This is a genomic window from Streptomyces sp. Qhu_M48 (assembly GCF_051305195.1).
GTDB lineage: Bacteria > Actinomycetota > Actinomycetes > Streptomycetales > Streptomycetaceae > Streptomyces.
Map to the genome: position 1 here is coordinate 210018 of NZ_CP195432.1, position 18197 is coordinate 228214.

Genomic DNA, 18197 nt, shown 5'->3' on the forward strand with positions numbered 1-18197 from the left:
GCCCCGGCGCGGAGGTCCCGCCCCGCCCGACCGGGAGTCCGGGCGGCAGGAATGCCAGGACTCGGGTTACCGTTCGAGTGGCCGTTGCGGGCTTTCGCCGTTTGACACGGGGGCGGGTTGTACCGTCACACTCCGCAGCGACGGAAGCGTCACCGTCCGTGCCGCTGCCGTGCGTGCCAGCACCGTACGTGCCCAGAGAGTGTCGATCCGGAGAGAAGAGCGAAGTTGTCCCCGACCAGCGAAGCCGCACACGGCGGCCGCCGACTCGTCATCGTCGAGTCGCCTGCCAAGGCGAAGACGATCAAGGGCTACCTCGGCCCCGGCTACGTCGTCGAGGCGAGCGTCGGGCACATCCGAGACCTCCCCAGCGGCGCCGCCGAGGTGCCCGAGAAGTACACGGGTGAGGTGCGAAGGCTCGGAGTCGACGTCGAGCACGACTTCCAGCCCATCTACGTCGTCAACGCCGACAAGAAGGCGCAGGTCAGGAAGCTCAAGGAGCTGCTGGCCGAGTCCGACGAGCTCTACCTCGCCACCGATGAGGACCGCGAGGGCGAGGCCATCGCGTGGCACCTCCAGGAAGTCCTGAAGCCCAAGGTCCCGGTCCACCGGATGGTCTTCCACGAGATCACCAAGGACGCGATCCGCGAGGCCGTCGCCAACCCGCGCGAGCTGAACCAGCGCATGGTCGACGCCCAGGAGACCCGCCGCATCCTCGACCGGCTGTACGGCTACGAGGTCTCGCCGGTCCTGTGGAAGAAGGTCATGCCGCGGCTCTCCGCCGGCCGCGTGCAGTCCGTCGCCACCCGGCTCGTCGTCGAGCGGGAGCGCGAGCGCATCGCCTTCCGTTCCGCCGAGTACTGGGACCTCACCGGCACCTTCGGCACCGGCCGCTCCGGTGACGCCTCGGACCCGTCCCAGCTGGTCGCGCGCCTCGCGTCGGTCGACGGCAAGCGCGTCGCACAGGGCCGTGACTTCGGCTCCGACGGTCGTCTGAAGAGCGAGAGCGTGCTCCACCTGGACGAGACGAACGCGCGGGCCCTGTCCGCCGCGCTCGCCGACACCTCGTTCTCCGTGCGCTCGGTCGAGTCGAAGCCGTACCGCCGCTCCCCGTACGCCCCCTTCCGGACCACCACCCTCCAGCAGGAGGCGAGCCGCAAGCTGGGCTTCGGTGCGAAGGCGACCATGCAGGTGGCGCAGAAGCTGTACGAGAACGGCTTCATCACCTACATGCGTACGGACTCCACGACCCTGTCCGACACCGCCGTCTCGGCGGCGCGGGCCCAGGTCACGCAGTTGTACGGCGCCGACTACCTGCCGGAGAAGCCGCGCGTCTACGCCGGCAAGGTCAAGAACGCCCAGGAGGCGCACGAGGCGATTCGTCCTTCGGGTGATCGTTTCCGCACTCCGGCGGAGACCGGCCTGACCGGCGACCAGTTCCGCCTCTACGAGCTGATCTGGAAGCGGACCGTCGCCTCCCAGATGAAGGACGCGACCGGGAACTCGGTCACCGTGAAGATCGGCGGCCGGGCGTCCGACGGCCGGGACGCCGAGTTCAGCGCCTCCGGCAAGACGATCACCTTCCACGGCTTCATGAAGGCGTACGTCGAAGGCGCCGACGACCCGAACGCGGAGCTCGACGACCGCGAGCGGCGCCTGCCGCAGGTCGCCGAGGGCGACGCGCTCACCGCCGACGAGATCACGGTGGACGGCCACGCGACCAAGCCGCCGGCCCGCTACACCGAGGCCTCGCTGGTCAAGGAGCTGGAAGAGCGCGAGATCGGCCGCCCGTCGACGTACGCGTCGATCATCGGCACGATCCTCGACCGCGGCTACGTCTTCAAGAAGGGCACGGCCCTCGTGCCGTCCTTCCTGAGCTTCGCCGTCGTCAACCTCCTGGAGACCCACTTCGGGCGCCTCGTCGACTACGACTTCACCGCCCGGATGGAGGACGACCTCGACCGCATCGCCCGCGGCGAGGCCAAGTCCGTGCCGTGGCTGAAGCGTTTCTACTTCGGTGAGACCGAGGGCGGTACGGCCGCCTCCAGCGGTGCCGCCGACGCGGGCAACGGCGACGGCGACCACCTCGGCGGCCTCAAGGAGCTGGTCACCGACCTCGGCGCGATCGACGCCCGCGAGATCTCCTCGTTCCCCGTCGGCAACGACATCGTGCTCCGCGTCGGCCGCTACGGCCCGTACGTCGAGCGCGGCGAGAAGGACGCCGAGGGCCACCAGCGCGCCGACGTCCCCGAGGAGCTCGCGCCCGACGAGCTGACCGTCGAGCTCGCGGAGGAACTGCTCGCCAAGCCGAGCGGCGACTTCGAGCTGGGCGCCGACCCGGTCAGCGGCCACCAGATCGTCGCGAAGGACGGCCGCTACGGCCCGTACGTCACCGAGATCCTGCCCGAGGGCACCCCGAAGACCGGCAAGAACGCGGTGAAGCCGCGCACGGCCTCCCTCTTCAAGTCGATGACCCTCGACACCGTCACCCTGGAGGACGCGCTCCGGCTGATGTCCCTGCCCAGGGTCGTCGGCGCGGACGCCGAGGGCGTCGAGATCACCGCGCAGAACGGCCGCTACGGCCCGTACCTGAAGAAGGGCACGGACTCGCGGTCGCTCACCGACGAGGAGCAGCTCTTCACGGTCACCCTCGAAGAGGCGCTCGCGATCTACGCCCAGCCCAAGCAGCGGGGCCGGGCCGCGGCCAAGCCGCCGCTGAAGGAGCTGGGCACCGACCCCGTCAGCGAGAAGCCCGTGGTCGTCAAGGACGGGCGCTTCGGCCCGTACGTGACGGACGGCGAGACCAACGCCACCCTGCGCACCGACGACAGCGTGGAGACGATCACTCCCGAGCGCGGCTACGAGCTGCTCGCCGAGAAGCGGGCCAAGGGACCGGCGAAGAAGACCGCCAAGAAGGCCCCGGCCAAGAAGGCGACCACCGCGAAGAAGACGGCCACGAAGACGGCGGCGAAGAAGACCACCGCCACCAAGAAGACGGCCGCCAAGAAGACCACGACGGCGAAGAAGACGACCGCGGCCAAGAAGACGGCGGCGGCGAAGCCGGAGTAGTCCCTCCGCGCGGGAGCCCTCCCGCGCGGCAGCGGGTGAGCGCGACGGCGTGAGCACGGTGGGGGCGGAGGCGGGTGCCTCCGCCCCCACCGTTCGCCGTGTCACAGGCTCGTCCGGATGTTCGGGCGGGGGCCGCGGGGAGCGATCCCGTCCGGATAGGGTGGACGGATGACGCGAGCAGAGCAGCCAGACCGCCTCGGCGATTCCGACGCCGCACTCGTCGCGGATTCCGGGGAGCGTGCCGTACGCGCCCTGTTGCGCCATCAGCCACTGCGCAGGTTGTGGAGCGCCCACCTCGTCGGCGGCACCGGCGATGTCCTCGCCCTCCTCGTCCTCGTCCTCCTCGGCCTCCAGGCCGCCGTGACCGAGGGCGCGCTCGGAGGGGGCTACCGGGGGGCCGCGCTCGCCGTGGCCGCCGTCGTCGGCGCGCGGCTGCTCGCCTCCGTCCTCTTCGGCGCCGTCCTGCTCGGACCGCTGACCGCCCTCACCGGGCCCGGCGGCGCGCTCGACCGGCGCTGGACCATGATCGGCGCCGACGGTGTCCGGATCGCGCTGCTCGTCATCGCCCCCCTGTGGATCGACTGGACCCCCGGCAGCGCCCTCTGGTACCTGCTCGGCACCGTCTTCGTCACCGGCGCGGCCGAACGGCTCTGGACCATCAGCCGCGAGGGCGCCGCGCCCGCGCTGCTGCCCGCCCCGCCGATCGAGGGCGGCGCCGTACGGCCGCTGCCCGACCACCTCGCCGCGCTCCGGCGGCTCTCCCAGCGCACCGGCTTCCTCGCCGTCCCGGCCGCGGCCGGGATCCTGCTCGTCGCCACGCTCGTCGGCAACCTGCTCGGCGCCGGGATCGACTGGTTCTCGCTGCACCAGGCCGCCCTCGCCTCGTACGTCGCCGCCGGCCTCTTCGCGGCCTCCGTCACCGTCCTCTACGCGATGGCACTGCCCGGCGGGGCGACGCCCCGGCCGCGCTCGCCCCTGGAGGGCCTTCGCCGGCCGGCCGCCGAGAAGAGCGGCAAGGCAGCGTCCGACGAGGCTTCCACGGGCGGCGTCGAGAAGGGCCGTACCGGGGCCCTCTCCCTCTTCGTCCTGACCTGCGCCACCGTCGCCGGCGCCATCGCCGCGGCCGCGTCCCTCGCCGTGCTCCACGCGTACGACCTGGGCGGCGGCCCCGTCACGTACGCGCTCCTGATCCTGGCGCTCAGCGGCGCCACCGCCGTCGGCATCCGCACCGCGGGCTCCGTCCTGCCCGTCCTGTCCCGGCGCCGGCTGCTCGCCCTCGTGACCGCCGTCACCGGGATCGCGCTGATCGCCATGGGCCTGGTCCCGGACACGGCGACCGTGCTGTTCCTCGCCGTCCTCGCCGGCTACGCCGCCGGCGTCGCCGCGAACACCGGTCACACCCTCGTCGACCAGGAGACCGAGGAGCCCCGCAGGGCCCGGACCACCGAGCACCTCCAGGCCACTGCCCGCGTCGGCATGGGCATCGGCGCGCTCGCCGCCCCGCTGCTCGCCGCCGCGATCGGCCCGCACCGCCTCGCCTCCGGCGACTTCGTCTTCGCGCACGGCGGCGCCGCCTTCACCCTCGCGCTGATCGGCGCCCTGCTGCTGCCGGTCGCCGCGCTCGTCCTCGCGAAGACCGACGACCGCGCGGGCGTCCCGCTCCGCCGCGACCTGCGCGACGCGGTCCGCGGCTCCGACCCGGCGCAGGCGCCCTCGCCGACCGGCTTCTTCATCGCCCTGGAGGGCGGCGACGGGGCCGGCAAGTCCACGCAGGTCCAGGCGCTCGCCGAGTGGATCCGCGCCAAGGGCCACGAGGTCGTCGTCACCCGCGAGCCCGGCGCCACCCCGATCGGCAAGCGGCTCCGCTCGATCCTCCTCGACGTGTCGTCGGCGGGGCTCTCCAACCGCGCGGAGGCCCTGCTGTACGCGGCCGACCGCGCCGAACACGTCGACTCCCTGGTCCGGCCCGCCCTGGAGCGGGGCGCGATCGTCCTCTCCGACCGCTACATCGACTCGTCCGTGGCCTACCAGGGCGCCGGCCGCGACCTCTCCCCGACCGAGATCGCCCGTATCTCGCGCTGGGCGACCGACGGTCTCGTCCCGCACCTGACCGTGGTCCTCGACGTCTCCCCGGAGACCGCGCGGGAACGGTTCACCGAGGCGCCCGACCGCCTGGAGTCCGAGCCGCCGGAGTTCCACGCGCGCGTACGGGCCGGATTCCTCGCCCTCGCCGCCGCCGACCCCAGCCGCTACCTCGTCGTCGACGCGGGCCAGGAGCCCGAGGCCGTCACCACCGTCGTACGCCACCGGCTCGACCGGATGCTGCCGCTCTCCGAGGCCGAGGTGAAGGCCGTCGAGGAGGCCCGCCGGAAGGCCGAGGAGGAGGCGCGGCGCCGCGCGGAGGAAGAGGCCGCCCGCAAGGCCGAGGAGGAGCGCCTGGAGCGCGAGCGCCAGGCACAGCTCGCCAAGCTCCGCGCCGAGGAGGAGGAGCGCAAGCGGCGCGAGGAGGAGGAAGCGCGCCGCCTGGAGGCCGAACGGCAGGCGGAGGAGGCCCGGCGCAAGGCCGAGGAGGCCCGGATCGCCGCCGAGGAGGAGCGCAAGCGCCTCGCGGCCGAGGAGAAGGCCCGCCAGGAGGAGCAGGAACGCCTCCGCGCGGAGGCCGAGGAGGAGGCCCGGCTGCGGGCCGAGGCGGAGGAACGCCGCCTGGAGAAGCAGCGCAAGGCCGAAGCGGCGCTGCTCCGCGCCGAGGAGGCCCGCCGGATGGCCGAGGCCGCCGCCGCCGCGAAGGCGGCGGAGGAGGCCGCGGCGAAGGCGGCGGCCGAGAGGATCGCGGCCGAGGCCGCCGCCAAGGCCGCCGCGGAGCGGGCGGCCGCCGAGCAGGCGGCGGCGGAGCTGGCCGCCGCCCGGCGGGCCGAGGCGGCGAAGGCGGCCCGGGAGCGGGCCGCGGCCGAGAAGCAGGCCGCCGCCGCGACGAAGGCCGCGGCGGAGGCCGAGGCGGCTCAGGAGAAGGCGGCCGCCGAGGCCGAGGCCCGGGCCACCGAGATCTCGGCGAACGAGGTCACCCAGGCGACCCCGATCGTGAAGCCGGACCCGCGGACCGATCCCCGGACGGCCGGGCGGCGGGACGGGAAGCAGGAGGCCCCGGCGGACACGTCGGCGGACCCCCGGCGGGACCGCGAGCCCGACGCGCCGACCGTATCGCCCGAAGAGGTCACCGTCGCCACGCCCGTCGTGAAGATCGGGAAGACCGGGAAGCCGGAGGCCGAGACGGCCGTCCTGCCCCGGATCCGTGAGACGCGCGGCGCCGACGAGACCGCCGTCCTGCCCCCCGTACGGGACGCGGAGCCGGCCGCCGTGCGGGACGCCGAGTCGACCGCCGTGCTGCCTCCCGTGCGGGACGCGCGGGCGTCCGACCCCGTCGACCGGGTGCCGCAGGGCATCTTCCGCGACGCGCGGGAGGAGGCGGACGGTGCGAACGACCGGACCCGCGAGCTGCCCCAGCTCGACGAGAACGGCCGGCCGCGTCGCCGCTCCGACTGGGCGGAGGAGACCCCGCTCGACGATCTGCCGACGCTCGCGGACGAGCTGTTCGGCCCGCACGACGACGAGGACGAGGGCCGCCGACGCCGCCGCTGAGCCCTTTCGCGCTGGAGGGTGGAGCTAGCTCCACCCTCCAGTCGGAAGCCAGCCCCATACCGCTGTGAGCTGGTCTTTTCTAGCGTTGTCGGCATGACGACGACTGCAGTGACGGAGAGCGGTACCCCCCGCGCCCTGGACGCCGCCCTCACCCTCGACGGGGTGGGCCGGACGTACGGACGCGGGGCCCCCGCCCTCGACGGGGTGAGCCTGGCCGTGCCGCGCGGCCGGTTCGTGGCGGTGATGGGCCGGTCGGGATCCGGCAAGTCCACCCTGCTGCGGTGCGCGGCGGGACTAGAACGGCCGACGACCGGGACCGTACGGATCGGCGGCACCGACCTCGCCACGCTGAAGGCCGCCGGACTCACCCGGCTCCGGCGGGACCGCGTCGGCTTCGTCTTCCAGTCGCTGAACCTCGTCTCCGCCCTCGACGTGCGGGAGAACGTCACCCTGCCCCTGCTCCTCGCCGGAGCCCGCGAAGGCCGGGAACTCGACGCCCGCGCCCTCGCCGGACTCGCCGCCGTCGGACTCGCCGACCGGGCCGGGGACATGCCGGAGAACCTGTCCGGCGGCCAGCGGCAGCGGGTGGCGATCGCCCGCGCTCTGGTCAACGACCCCGAGGTCGTCTTCGCCGACGAGCCGACCGCCGCCCTCGACCCGGTCACGGCGGCCGGCGTCCTCGCGCTGCTGCGCCGCGCGGTCGACGAGCGGGGGACCACCGTCGTCCTCGTCACCCACGACCCGGTGGCCGCCGCCTGGACGGACGAGGCCGTCTTCCTCGACCGGGGCCGGCTCGTCGGTCACCTGCACCGTCCGGACGAGCCCGGCGTACGGGAGATGTTCGGCGCTCACGTCGACGCGGGACGCAGGCGTACGGCGGTGGCCCGGTGAAGCCGCTGCGGAATCCCGCGGTCCGGCTGCTCGCGGCCCGGTCCCTGCGGACCCACAGGAAGGCGTGGGCGGCGGTGTTCGCCGCCGTCGCCGTCACCTCCGCGCTCCTCGGCGCCCTGGCCCTCGCCCTCGGTTCGACCGGACTGGGCCACGCGCGCGTGGAGCGGTACGCGGCCGCGCCCGTCGTCGTCGCCGGCGACCAGGAGATCAGCTGGACGACGAAGCCGTGGGGCGGTGAGCCGACCACGGAGACGGCCGGTCTGACGGAGCGGGTACGGGTACCCGGCGCGGCCGTCGACCTGCTGCGGGCGGTGCCGGGCGTCCTGGCCGCGGTGCCGGACCCCACCTTCGTCGTACGGGAGCCGGGGGCGGGCGCGGCCGGGAGCACGACCTTCACCGGGCGCTCCTGGGAGGCGGCCCGGCTCGCCCCGTACCGCCTGCTCGACGGGCGGGAGCCGCGCGGGGCCGGGGAGGCCGTCCTGGGATCCGGTGCGGGGGCCCGGGTCGGGGACACCGTCGCCGGCCGTGAGGTCGTCGGCGTCGCCGAAGGGCCCGCCGCGCTGTACGTCACGGCGGGCGAGGCGGAGAGGCTCGCCGGGAACGCCGGGGCCAACGGGGCCGACAGAGCCGCTGAGGCCACTGGGGCCGCTGGGACCGCCACTCCCGGTGGTGCCGTCGACGCCGTCGGGGTTCTCGCCGAGCCCGGTGTGTCCGTGGACACCCTCCACGCGCGCGTGCGGGCCGCCCTGGACCGGGCCGGGCTCAAGGACACCGCCTCGGGGCAGCCGCTGCGGGCGCTCACCGGCGACGGACGGGGCGGCGCCGAGCACCTTGCCGCGCCCCCCGCGCGCATGGAGCTCCTCCAGCTCCTCGCCGCCGTCTCCGGCACCTTCGTCCTCGTCGCCGTCCTCGTCCTCGCCTCGCTCGTCGCCCAGGCGCTCCAGCAGCGCGCCGGCGAGCGGGAACTGCTCCTCTCGGTCGGCGCGACCCCCCGTCAGGTGCGGGCGGCGGCCGGCCGGGAGGTGACCCGGGTGGCGGGCCTCGCGGCCCTGGTCGGCGCGGCCCTGGCCGTACCCGTGTTCCTGGGACTGTGGTCGGCGCTGCGGGCCCGTACCGGAGTCGTACCGGAGGGGCTCGAACTCCCTTCTCCGCCCTGGCTGTTCGCCGCCACCCCCGTCGTCGCCGCCGTCGTGGTGGGCATCACCCGGCTCGTCGTCCTCTTCGCGGTCCGGCGGCCCGGCCGCCCGGGCAACGGCCGCGCGCGGCGCGTCAGCGGGATCGTGCTGCTCCTGGCGGGAGTGGCCTCGGCCGTCACGGCCACCACCCAGGGCGGGGAGGCGGCCGGCGCCGCCGCCGGCGCGGCCACGGTGACGCTGGTCGCCGGGTGCGCGGTGCTCGGGCCGTGGATCGCGCGGGCCGCGATGGCGGTCCTGGACCGGCCGTTCCGCCGCCTCGGCGGCGCACCGGGACGACTCACGGCCGCCGGCGCCGGCGCGCATTCGCGCCGGCTCGGGGCCGCGCTCGTCCCCGTCGTCCTCGTCACCGCCTTCGCGCTCGTCCAGCTCTCGGCGGGCACCACGATGGACCGGGCCGCAGCCGCGCAGGCACGGGCCGCGACGACCGCGGACCTCGCGTTCACCGGCACCACCGCGGATCAGGTGCGGAAGCTGCCCGGCGTCGAGGCGGCCACGGACGTGCTGCGTTCGACGGTCGTCCTGGCCCGGACGGAGGCCGGTACGCCGCGACTCGACCGGCTTCCGGTCCTCGGCGTGGACGGCGCGGGCCTGGCGGGCACGCTCGACCCGGGTGTCGTCGACGGCGACCTCGCCGGACTCGCCGAGCCCGGCACGGTCGCGGTGGGCGCGGACATGGCCGAGTCCCTTGAGGCCAGGACCGGTTCGACGGTCGAGCTGCGCCTCGGGGACGGGACGCGGAAGCGGCTGCGGGTGGTGGCGGTGTACGAACGCTCGCTCGCCCTAGGTGAGTTCCTCCTGCCCAAGGCCGAACTGGCCCCGCACATGGGCGATCCGTACCCCGCGCGCGTACTGGCCGCCACGGAGAAGGCCGGCTCGGGCACCCCCGTGGCGCCCGAGCGGGTGATGCCGCCCGGGGCCGAGCTGAACGGGATCGTCTCCGCCGCGATCGTCTCCGCCATCGGAGGCCTCACTCTCCTCTCCGTCCTCAGCACTCTCACCCTGATCGGAGCCGGACGCCGCGGCGAGCTGCGGCTGCTCGGCCAGGTGGGCGCCTCGGCCGGACAGCTGCGCCGGATGCTCGGCCTGGAGGCGGGGTTCCTGACCGCCGCGGGACTGGTCATCGGGGTCGTCGTGGCGGCGCTGCCACTGACCGCCTTCGCCTGGTCGCTCACGGGCGGCCTGCCGTACCTGCCGCCCGGGCAGGCCGGACTGATCGCCGGCACGGTGGTGGTCACCGTGGTCGCGGGGGTCTTCCTGCCCTCCAGGAAACAGGGGGCCTGAGCGTCCTCCCGGAGACAGCGGCCTGAGCGCCCCCCCCGGCGGTACCTACGCGTCGAGGTAGGCGAGGACGGCGAGGACCCGGCGGTGGCCGCCACTGTCGCTCGGCGGAAGACCGAGCTTCAGGAAGACGTTGCCGATGTGCTTGTGCACGGCCCGCTCGGTGACCACCATCGAGCGGGCGATCGTGGCGTTGTCGTGGCCCTGGGCCATCAGTTCCAGGACCTCGCGCTCGCGGGGCGTGAGGGAGTCGAGCGGGTCGTCACGGCGGCGGGCGAGCAGTTCGGTGACGACCTCCGGGTCCAGGGCCGTACCCCCGGCGGCGACCCGTTCCAGGGCGTCGAGGAACTCGTCCACCCGTCCCACCCGGTCCTTCAGGAGATAGCCGACGCCCTGCGCGCCGCCGCCCAGGAGCTCGGCCGCGTACGTCTCCTCGACGTACTGGGAGAGCACGAGGACCGGCAGCCCGGGCAGCCGCGCGCGGGCCGCCAGCGCCGCCCGCAGCCCCTCGTCGCGGAAGCCGGGCGGCAGCCGTACGTCGAGGACGGCCACGTCCGGACGGTGTTCGAGGAGCAGCGGCAGGATCTCGGGGCCGGTGGCCGCGACTCCGGCGACCTCGTGGCCCGAGGAGGTCAGCAGCAGGACGAGACCCTCTCTCAGGAGGGCGTTGTCCTCGGCGATCACCACACGCACGGAAGCTCCACTTCGATCAGGGTCGGGCCCCCTTCGGGGCTGGTCAGTCGTACGGTGCCGTCCAGTGCGGCGACCCGGCGGCGCATGCCCGTGAGCCCGGAGCCCTCGCGTTCGCCCGCCTCGGCCCCGCCTCGGCCCTCGTCCGTCACGCGCACGCGCAGGGCGGCCGGTTCGCGGGTGAGGTCGACGGACGCGCGGGAAGCCCCGCTGTGCTTGGCGGCGTTGGTGAGGGCCTCGGCGACGACGAAGTACGCGGCGGCCTCGACGGCGGCGGGGGCGAGGTGACCGTCGGGGGCGAGACGGCCGTCGTCGGGCCGGCCGTCGGCGGGGCGGAGGCGGGCCGGTGGCTGGGCGCTGTCGTGGGGCAGGGGGCGGGCGGGCCCCTCGGCGCCGTCGTCGGCCCGGGATCTGTCCGTCAGGCCCGTGACGGAGACCCGTACCTCCAGGCCGCTGCTCGAGGCGAGGGCCCGTACCGCGCCCGTCAGGCCCCGGTCGGTGAGGATCGGCGGGTGGATGCCCCGCACCACGTGCCGCAGCTCGGCCAGCGCCTCCTCGGCCTGGGTCTGCGCGTCGTCGAGGAACCCGAGGGCCCTCGCGGGATCGGATTCGTACATCCGCCTGGCCAGGCCGATCCGCATGGAGAGTGCCACGAGGTGGGCCTGAGCCCCGTCGTGCAGATCGCGCTCGATCCGGCGTAGTTCGGCGCCGTGCGCGGCGATCGCGCCCGCCCGGGTGGCTGTCAGCTGCTCGATGCGGGCGGCGAGCGCGGCGTCCCGGGCGGCCGACGGGGTGGGCGTGAGCAGGGCGCGCGACCACTCGGCGCCCAGGCCGGCGAGCCGGCCGATCAGCGGGAGGGCCACCGGGCGCCGTCCCGCGAGGCCGGTGACCACGCCGTCGACCATCAGCGCGGGCAGCCACAGCACCAGGGAGGCGTACCAGAGCGCCAGGCCGTAGAAGAGCTGCGCGGCGGCCCAGACGAGGTCCCGCACCGTGCCGGGGTCGGTGACGGCGGTGCGCACGCGCGCGGGGAGGGGGCCTTCGATCGGAAGGTACGCCTCCGGTACGGGCGCCCCGGTCCACGCGCCGGTGCGACGGCGTTCCCAGCCGGCGAGCCGGCGCAACAGCAGCACGCTCTCCGGCAGCACACCGGCGCCGATGACAGTGAGGGTGAGGAAGGTCGTGAAGAGGGCGACGCCGGCCATCAGGTAGCAGAGGATCGCGATCGCGGCCCCGCTCAGGAGGTGGAGGGACGCCCGGCCGGCTTCCTTGATCGCGTCGCGCATTCGGACAGGTTAGGCGGCGGGCCCGAGGGGGCGCGGTGGAGCAGGCACCACCATCGGTCCGGGGGAGTGCACCGCTGTGCCGGTCCGTGACGGCGACGAAGATCGAATCCGTACGGATCACACCCCCCGCTTCCCCCGACCCACGGAGACCCTCATGCGATTCCTGCTCTGGCTGCTGCTCACGGCGGGTGTCCTCGGCAACGCCTACATCAACACCCTCGCCCACCTCACCGGCGCCGCCCACGTCACGGCGAGCGTCGGCAGCGGTGTGGCGGTCCTCGGCTCCGCCGTCGGCCTCTGGCTCACGCGCTCGCGCGCCGAGGCGTGAACGGGGGCTGAACCTTCCGCGTGGGCGTCCCTCCACCTCCTGATCGAGGGCCGGCCCTCCCGCGCCGAGGCTGCCCATCCCCTCCCGCGCCGAGGCTGCCCATCCCCTCCCGCGCCGAGGCTGCCCCCCCCCCGTGCCGAGGCCTGAGCCTTCTACGCGAGGCCCGAACCTCCCGCGCCGGGGCCCGAACCGGCGTCCGGCGGACCGTGCGCGGCGGGGACTGTCAGAGGACTGCCCCACAATGGAGGCGTACCTGAGGAGGGGCAGACATGGCCGTATGGGACGACCTGGTCGGACAGGCGAAGGTCGAGGAGCAGCTCGCCGCCGCCGCGCGGGACGCCGACGCGCTCGTGACCGCCCACTCCGCCGGGGAGCCCGATCCCGAGGCCTCGAAGATGACCCACGCCTGGCTCTTCACCGGCCCGCCGGGGTCGGGGCGGGCGACCGCGGCGCGGGCGTTCGCCGCCGCGCTGCAGTGCGTGAGCCCCGACCGGGCGCTCGGCGGCGCACCGGGCTGCGGCTTCTGCGACGGCTGCCACACCACCCTCGTCGGCACCCACGCGGACGTGGAGATCGTCCGTACGGACCTGCTGTCCATCGGTGTGAAGGAGACTCGCGAGCTCGTCCGGCGCGCCCAGCTCTCACCGGCGGGCGGCCGCTGGCAGGTCATCGTCCTGGAGGACGCCGACCGGCTCACCGAGGGCGCGGGCAACGTCCTCCTGAAGGCCGTCGAGGAGCCAGCCCCGCGCACGGTCTGGCTGCTCTGCGCGCCCTCCCTTGAGGACGTGCTCCCCACGATCCGCTCCCGCTGCCGCCACCTGACCCTGCGCACCCCGCCCGTGGAGGCGGTCGCCGACGTGCTCGTGCGGCGCGACGGCATCGAGCCGGAGGCGGCGCACGCCGCCGCCCGTGCCACTCAGGGCCACATCGACCGTGCGCGGCGGCTCGCGACGGACGAGCGGGCCCGTGCGCGCAGGTCCGTCGTCCTCAAGCTGCCCCTGCGGGTCGACGACGTCGGCGGCTGCCTCAAGGCCGCCCAGGAGCTGGTGGACGCGGCGGCCGAGGACGCGAAGCAGGTCGCGGAGGAGGTCGACGTCAAGGAGACCGACGAGCTGAGGACGGCCCTCGGCGGGGGGCAGGGCGGGCGGATGCCGCGCGGCACGGCCGGCGCGATGAAGGAGCTGGAGGAGCGGCAGAAGCGGCGCAAGACGCGTACCCAGCGCGACAGCCTGGACCTCGCGCTCACCGACCTGACGGGCTTCTACCGCGATGTCCTCGCCCTCCAGCTGCGTTCGCGCTCGGCCCTCGCGAACACGGACGTGCGGGACGCGCTGGAGAGGATCGCCCGCGACACCACGCCGGAGCGCACGCTCCGCCGCATCGAGGCGATCCTCGCCTGCCGCCAGGCCCTCGACCGGAACGTGGCGCCGCTGCTCGCGGTGGAGGCGATGACGATGGCGCTGCGGGACTGACGTCGTGTCCGGCGGAGGGTCCGACGGACGTGTCCGGCGGAGGGTCCGGTGGACGGATCCGGCGGAGGGTCCGGCGGACACGCGGTGGGCCGGGGCCCGCGGAATCCGCGATTGGACACGGTGCGTACCCGTCCGGATACGCTCCGGGAATGGACTCCAGGCGTTTGCTCCGTACGTCCGCCACGGCCCTCGCGGCCGTCGGACTGATCCTCTCCGGCTGCTCGGGCGGCAGCGACGCGGCGGCGTCCCGCACCACGTCGGCCCCGCCGGCCGCGGCAGCGACCGCCTCCCCCTCGCCCGAGGCGCTGAAGGGGTTCTACGCTCAGAGGCTGCGGTGGCGCGACTGCGGGGTCCCGAGCTTCCAGTGCGCCACCCTGCGCGCGCCCCTGGACTACACGAAGCCGGACGCGGGCGAGATCGAGCTGGCGGTCTCGCGGGTCCGGGCGACCGGCCCCGGCAAGCGGCTGGGTTCGCTCCTGGTCAATCCGGGCGGCCCCGGTGGCTCCGCCGTCGGCTACCTCCAGGGGTACGCGGGCATCGGCTACCCCGCACCGGTCCGCGCCCGCTACGACATGGTGGCCGTCGACCCCCGGGGAGTCGCCCGCAGCGAGCCCGTCGAGTGCCTGACGGGCCCGCAGATGGACACGTACACCCAGGTCGACCAGACGCCCGACACCACCGCCGAGGTCAACGCGCTGAGCGCCGCCTTCAAGGAGTTCGCGGCCGGCTGCGCGAAGAGGTCGGGGAAGATCCTGCCGCACGTCTCCACCGTCGAGACGGCCCGGGACATGGACATCCTGCGCGCGGTCCTCGGCGACGAGAAGCTCAGCTACGTGGGGGCGTCGTACGGCACGTTCCTCGGCGCCACCTACGCCGAGCTCTTCCCGGACCGGGTCGGCCGCCTCGTCCTCGACGGGGCGATGGACCCGTCGCTGTCGGCGATCGACCTCAACCGCGACCAGACCGCGGGCTTCGAGACCTCCTTCCGCGCCTTCGCCGCCGACTGCGTCCGCACTCCGGACTGCCCGCTGGGCACCGGGTCGGTGGCGGCGGCGGGCGAGGCGCTGCGGACGTTCTTCCGCGACGTGGACGCCGATCCGGTGCCCACCGGGGAGAGCCGGGAGCTCGGTGAGTCCCTCGCCACCACCGGGGTGATCGCGGCGATGTACGACGAGGGTGCCTGGCCCCAGCTGCGCGAGGCCCTCGCCCAGGCGATCGGCGGCGAGGGCTCGGGCCTGCTCGCGCTCGCGGACAGCTACTACGAGCGCGAGGCGGACGGCACGTACGCCAACCTCATGTTCGCCAACGCCGCCGTGAACTGCCTGGACCTGCCGCCCGCCTACCCGGGCCCCGCCCTCGTCGAGAGGGCCGTCCCGTCCTTCGAGCAGGCCTCCCCGGTCTTCGGCAAGGGTCTCGCCTGGGCCGCCCTGAACTGCACCTCCTGGCCGACCCCGCCGACCGGTCACCCCCACCGCATCACCGCCGAGGGCGCCGCCCCGATCCTGGTCGTCGGCACCACCCGCGACCCGGCCACCCCGTACAAGTGGGCCCGGTCCCTGGCGGGCCAGCTCTCCTCCGGCACCCTCCTCACCTACGAGGGCGACGGCCATACCGCGTACGGCCGGGGCAGCGACTGCATCGACACGGCGATCAACACCTACCTCCTGGAGGGCACCCCTCCGGCGGACGGAAAGCGCTGCTCATAGGGCCTCTCCGGGGGTGGTCGGAGCACCCCCGGAAACTGTGTAGACTTGGCGTCGCTGCTGAACCCACCATGGGTACGCGCAGCGCGCCGCCTTAGCTCAGCTGGCCAGAGCAACGCACTCGTAATGCGTAGGTCTCGGGTTCGAATCCCGAAGGCGGCTCGGAATTACCCCAGGACTCACTCGCCGTGACCTGGGGTTTTTTCATGCCCTCTCCGACCGCTCCTGTGTTTCGACAGGTGGGCCGGGGTGGCGGGGGTGGGGTGGGAGGTCGTACAACTCCCGGAGATCTCTTACGTCGGCGGCGGGAACCTGGGGGCAGTGTGAGTGGCATCGTCGGGGGCGGGGACGAGTTGGCCGTGACCGAGCGGACCCGGTTGCGGCGGCTGCGGGAGCAGGGGAGCCATCGGCGGGCCGATCTCGACGCGGTGCTCGGTGCCGGGTTCCTCTGTCATCTCGGGGTCACCGTCGACGGGTCGACGATGGTCGTGCCCACCGTCTACGGCGTCGAGGGCGACCAGCTGTACCTGCACGGGTCCGTCGCCAGCCGCAGTCTGGTGCGGGCGCCCGAGGCCACCGTCTGTGTCACCGTCACCCATGTCGACGGGCTCGTCCTCGCCCGCTCCGTCTTCGAGCACGGCGTCAACTACCGCTGCGCGATGGTCTACGGCGTTCCCCGTGTCGTCACCGACCCCGGCGAGAAGCTGCGGGGGCTCAAGGCGCTCACCGAGCAGAGTGCGCCCGGTCAGTGGGAGTACGTACGGCAGCCCAGCCGCAAGGAGTTGGCCGCGACGGCGCTGCTGGCGCTCGACCTGACCGAGGCCTCCGTGAAGACCCGGAGCGGGCCGCCGGACGACGGCGACTCCGAGGACGCGGCGCTCGGGCTCTGGGCGGGAGTCCTGCCGGTCGTGACCACCTTCGGCGCGCCGGTGACCGATCCGCTGCTGCCGGCCGACTCCGTGCCGCCCGCCCATGTGGCCTCCCGCGCGGGGCGTGTCCTGGGGGAGTGAGCCGGGGCGGGCTCAGAGCCTGAGGTTCAGGTGGCCGAGGCGCATTTCGTCCGCCAGGGCGTGGACGGCGGTGATCCGGCCCTCCAGGACCGTGAAGGTGAAGACGATCCTCGGGTCCCGTCTCGGTGGCCACGCCAGGCCCGCCGCCCCGTCCACCACCGCCTTCCCGGCCGTGCTCGTCCAGGCGAGGACCGCCTCCGCGACCGCCGCCGGGCCGTGCGCGCCCGGCACGCCCTCGCGTACGGCCGTCTCGTCGGCGCGCAGCACCACCTCGGGGTCGAGGAGGGCCCGCAGGGCGTCGGTGTCGCCGCTCCGCGAGGCCGCCAGGAAGGCCGCCACCACCTCGCGCTGTCGGGCGAGGTCCGGCTCCGGCATCTCCTCGGTCTCCCGCAGCCGGTACCTGGCCCGGCCGGCCAGCTGACGGGTCGCCGCCGGAGTGCGCTCCACGACCTCGGCGATCTCCTCGTACGGAACCGAGAACTCGTCGTGCGCCGGGCAGCGCGTGACCTCGTCGGGGTACCCGGGACGGGTACCCCGACGGGATGCGACAGGCATCGCCGTGCCCGGTCAGTCGCCGTGCCCCGTGCCGCCGCTGCCGAAGCCGCCGCTGGAGATGCCGCCCCACTTGCGCTTCTCCTCGGTGGGCGGGTCGGGTGACGTCTCCGTGCCGCCCGATTCCTTGAGCTGGTACGGCATGAGGCGGTGCGCGCCGTCCGTCTGCGGCATCTCGCTCGGCCTGCGGTACTCGGACATCTCGCCGGGCAGCTGGTCCGTCTCGGGCCGGTGCGGCTGCTCATCGGCCGTGGGAGCCGCGGGTTCGCGGTTGCGGACCCGGAAGCCCAGCCAGAAGGCCGCGATCAGGACGGCGACGAGAACAAGGCCGCCGAGAAGCTGTCCGAGGCCTGACTGCCAGACTCCCGCAGCCAGCGTCGGTGCTGCGCTGAGAGTGTTCATACTCCAGAGTTACCCGTTTTCAGACCTTTTGGACGCATTGCGCGGAACAACCCTCGGATTTCCCTGAAACATTTGCGCGCCCCCGTCGCGTCAATGAGGTGTACGGCGACCACGCCACGTGACCGCGAGGGAAGGAGGGGCATGAGAAAGTCCCGCGCGGACGAGTTCCTGGAGTTCGCCTCCGCACGCACGGGCCATCTGTTCCGCTCGGCGTGCCTGCTGACCAGCGGTGACACCCACCTGGCCGAGGACCTCACCCAGGAGACGCTGGGCCGGATGTACGCCGTGTGGGGCCGCATGGCACGGATCGGCAATCCGGCCGCGTACGCCCAGACCGTGCTCGTCCGCACGTTCCTCAGCCACCAGCGGCGCCGCTCGGCGACCGAGCGCCCCCTCGGCGAACTCCCCGACCGGGCCCCCGACACCGGCGAGGACCCGGCCCTGCGCATCGCCCTGCTCGACGCGCTGGCCGGGCTCGCGCCCAAGGACCGCGCGGTCGTGGTGCTGCGGTACTGGGAGGACCGCAGCGTCGAGGAGACCGCCGACGCCCTCCACGTCAGCTCCGCCGCCGTCCGCACGCGTTCCGTTCGGGCGCTCGCCAGGCTTCGGCAACGGCTCGGGGGCACCATCACCGAGTTCGCCGCCCGCTGACCACGTTTCCCTTCTCTGCGGCGCGACCCGTCCCGC

At 74.3% G+C, this 18197-nt stretch carries 13 protein-coding genes and 1 tRNA gene; 10 read left to right on the top strand and 4 right to left on the bottom strand.

Features of this window, described 5'->3' with window-relative positions; all coding sequences use genetic code 11:
- The first annotated feature begins 225 nt into the window (after window positions 1–225).
- From topA to ACRRSS_RS01265, 4 genes are all read left to right on the top strand, one after another.
- Window positions 226–3066 (top strand): type I DNA topoisomerase, encoded by a 2841-nt coding sequence (gene topA / locus ACRRSS_RS01250; RefSeq protein ID WP_435969369.1) that lies wholly within the window; start codon window positions 226–228, stop codon window positions 3064–3066.
- A 168-nt stretch (window positions 3067–3234) separates the two neighbouring features.
- Window positions 3235–6702, top strand: coding sequence for a dTMP kinase (tmk, locus tag ACRRSS_RS01255; protein WP_435969370.1), 3468 nt, complete (start codon window positions 3235–3237; stop codon window positions 6700–6702).
- 93 nt (window positions 6703–6795) lie between these two features.
- Window positions 6796–7593 carry an ABC transporter ATP-binding protein gene (locus ACRRSS_RS01260; protein WP_435969371.1) on the top strand — a complete coding sequence of 266 codons (798 nt, stop codon included), beginning with the start codon at window positions 6796–6798 and terminating at the stop codon, window positions 7591–7593.
- Window positions 7590–10070, top strand: a complete 2481-nt coding sequence (locus tag ACRRSS_RS01265; RefSeq protein WP_435969372.1) for an FtsX-like permease family protein — start codon at window positions 7590–7592, stop codon at window positions 10068–10070. The genes ACRRSS_RS01260 and ACRRSS_RS01265 overlap by 4 nt, the downstream gene beginning before the upstream one ends.
- A gap of 45 nt (window positions 10071–10115) precedes the next feature.
- Here the strand turns inward: ACRRSS_RS01265 and ACRRSS_RS01270 are convergent, their stop codons facing one another.
- Both ACRRSS_RS01270 and ACRRSS_RS01275 read right to left on the bottom strand, forming a co-directional pair.
- Complete coding sequence (locus ACRRSS_RS01270; RefSeq protein WP_435969373.1) at window positions 10116–10760, bottom strand: LuxR C-terminal-related transcriptional regulator; 645 nt, start codon at window positions 10758–10760, stop codon at window positions 10116–10118.
- A complete protein-coding gene (locus ACRRSS_RS01275) occupies window positions 10748–12043 on the bottom strand; it encodes a sensor histidine kinase (RefSeq protein ID WP_435969374.1) in 1296 nt (431 codons plus the stop codon). The genes ACRRSS_RS01270 and ACRRSS_RS01275 overlap by 13 nt, the downstream gene beginning before the upstream one ends.
- Window positions 12044–12197: 154 nt before the next feature.
- Here ACRRSS_RS01275 and ACRRSS_RS01280 point away from each other — a divergent pair, with 154 nt between their 5' ends.
- From ACRRSS_RS01280 to ACRRSS_RS01300, 5 genes are all read left to right on the top strand, one after another.
- A complete protein-coding gene (locus tag ACRRSS_RS01280; protein ID WP_435969375.1) occupies window positions 12198–12371 on the top strand; it encodes a hypothetical protein in 174 nt (57 codons plus the stop codon).
- Window positions 12372–12640: 269 nt separating this feature from the next.
- The gene (locus ACRRSS_RS01285; RefSeq protein WP_435969376.1) at window positions 12641–13843 is read left to right on the top strand and encodes a DNA polymerase III subunit delta'; all 1203 of its coding nucleotides are present in this window, start codon (window positions 12641–12643) and stop codon (window positions 13841–13843) included.
- 149 nt (window positions 13844–13992) lie between these two features.
- Entirely contained in the window at window positions 13993–15549 is a 1557-nt protein-coding gene (locus tag ACRRSS_RS01290; RefSeq protein ID WP_435969377.1) for an alpha/beta hydrolase, read from the top strand.
- Between the two features lie 85 nt (window positions 15550–15634).
- Window positions 15635–15708 (top strand) — tRNA-Thr (locus tag ACRRSS_RS01295).
- A 191-nt stretch (window positions 15709–15899) separates the two neighbouring features.
- The gene (locus ACRRSS_RS01300; RefSeq protein ID WP_435975219.1) at window positions 15900–16556 is read left to right on the top strand and encodes a pyridoxamine 5'-phosphate oxidase family protein; all 657 of its coding nucleotides are present in this window, start codon (window positions 15900–15902) and stop codon (window positions 16554–16556) included.
- 12 nt (window positions 16557–16568) lie between these two features.
- On the opposite strand, the gene ACRRSS_RS01305 is transcribed toward ACRRSS_RS01300, so the two are convergent.
- Window positions 16569–17111, bottom strand: coding sequence for a hypothetical protein (locus tag ACRRSS_RS01305; protein ID WP_435969378.1), 543 nt, complete (start codon window positions 17109–17111; stop codon window positions 16569–16571).
- A gap of 12 nt (window positions 17112–17123) precedes the next feature.
- Window positions 17124–17510 (bottom strand): DUF6479 family protein, encoded by a 387-nt coding sequence (locus ACRRSS_RS01310; RefSeq protein WP_435969379.1) that lies wholly within the window; start codon window positions 17508–17510, stop codon window positions 17124–17126.
- A gap of 141 nt (window positions 17511–17651) precedes the next feature.
- Between ACRRSS_RS01310 and ACRRSS_RS01315 the strand changes: the two genes are divergently transcribed.
- Window positions 17652–18161: a SigE family RNA polymerase sigma factor gene (locus tag ACRRSS_RS01315; protein ID WP_435969380.1), complete on the top strand. Its 510-nt coding sequence runs from the start codon at window positions 17652–17654 to the stop codon at window positions 18159–18161.
- Window positions 18162–18197: the final 36 nt, after the last annotated feature.

What these genes read in the sequence shown, in the direction of transcription:
- ACRRSS_RS01310 (WP_435969379.1), bottom strand. Translation starts at nt 17,510, where the DNA reads ATGAACACTCTCAGCGCAGCACCGACGCTGGCTGCGGGAGTCTGGCAG.
- ACRRSS_RS01305 (WP_435969378.1), bottom strand. Translation starts at nt 17,111, where the DNA reads ATGCCTGTCGCATCCCGTCGGGGTACCCGTCCCGGGTACCCCGACGAG.
- ACRRSS_RS01285 (WP_435969376.1), top strand. Translation starts at nt 12,641, where the DNA reads ATGGCCGTATGGGACGACCTGGTCGGACAGGCGAAGGTCGAGGAGCAG.
- ACRRSS_RS01315 (WP_435969380.1), top strand. Translation starts at nt 17,652, where the DNA reads ATGAGAAAGTCCCGCGCGGACGAGTTCCTGGAGTTCGCCTCCGCACGC.
- ACRRSS_RS01290 (WP_435969377.1), top strand. Translation starts at nt 13,993, where the DNA reads ATGGACTCCAGGCGTTTGCTCCGTACGTCCGCCACGGCCCTCGCGGCC.
- ACRRSS_RS01260 (WP_435969371.1), top strand. Translation starts at nt 6,796, where the DNA reads ATGACGACGACTGCAGTGACGGAGAGCGGTACCCCCCGCGCCCTGGAC.
- tmk (WP_435969370.1), top strand. Translation starts at nt 3,235, where the DNA reads ATGACGCGAGCAGAGCAGCCAGACCGCCTCGGCGATTCCGACGCCGCA.
- ACRRSS_RS01275 (WP_435969374.1), bottom strand. Translation starts at nt 12,043, where the DNA reads ATGCGCGACGCGATCAAGGAAGCCGGCCGGGCGTCCCTCCACCTCCTG.
- ACRRSS_RS01280 (WP_435969375.1), top strand. Translation starts at nt 12,198, where the DNA reads ATGCGATTCCTGCTCTGGCTGCTGCTCACGGCGGGTGTCCTCGGCAAC.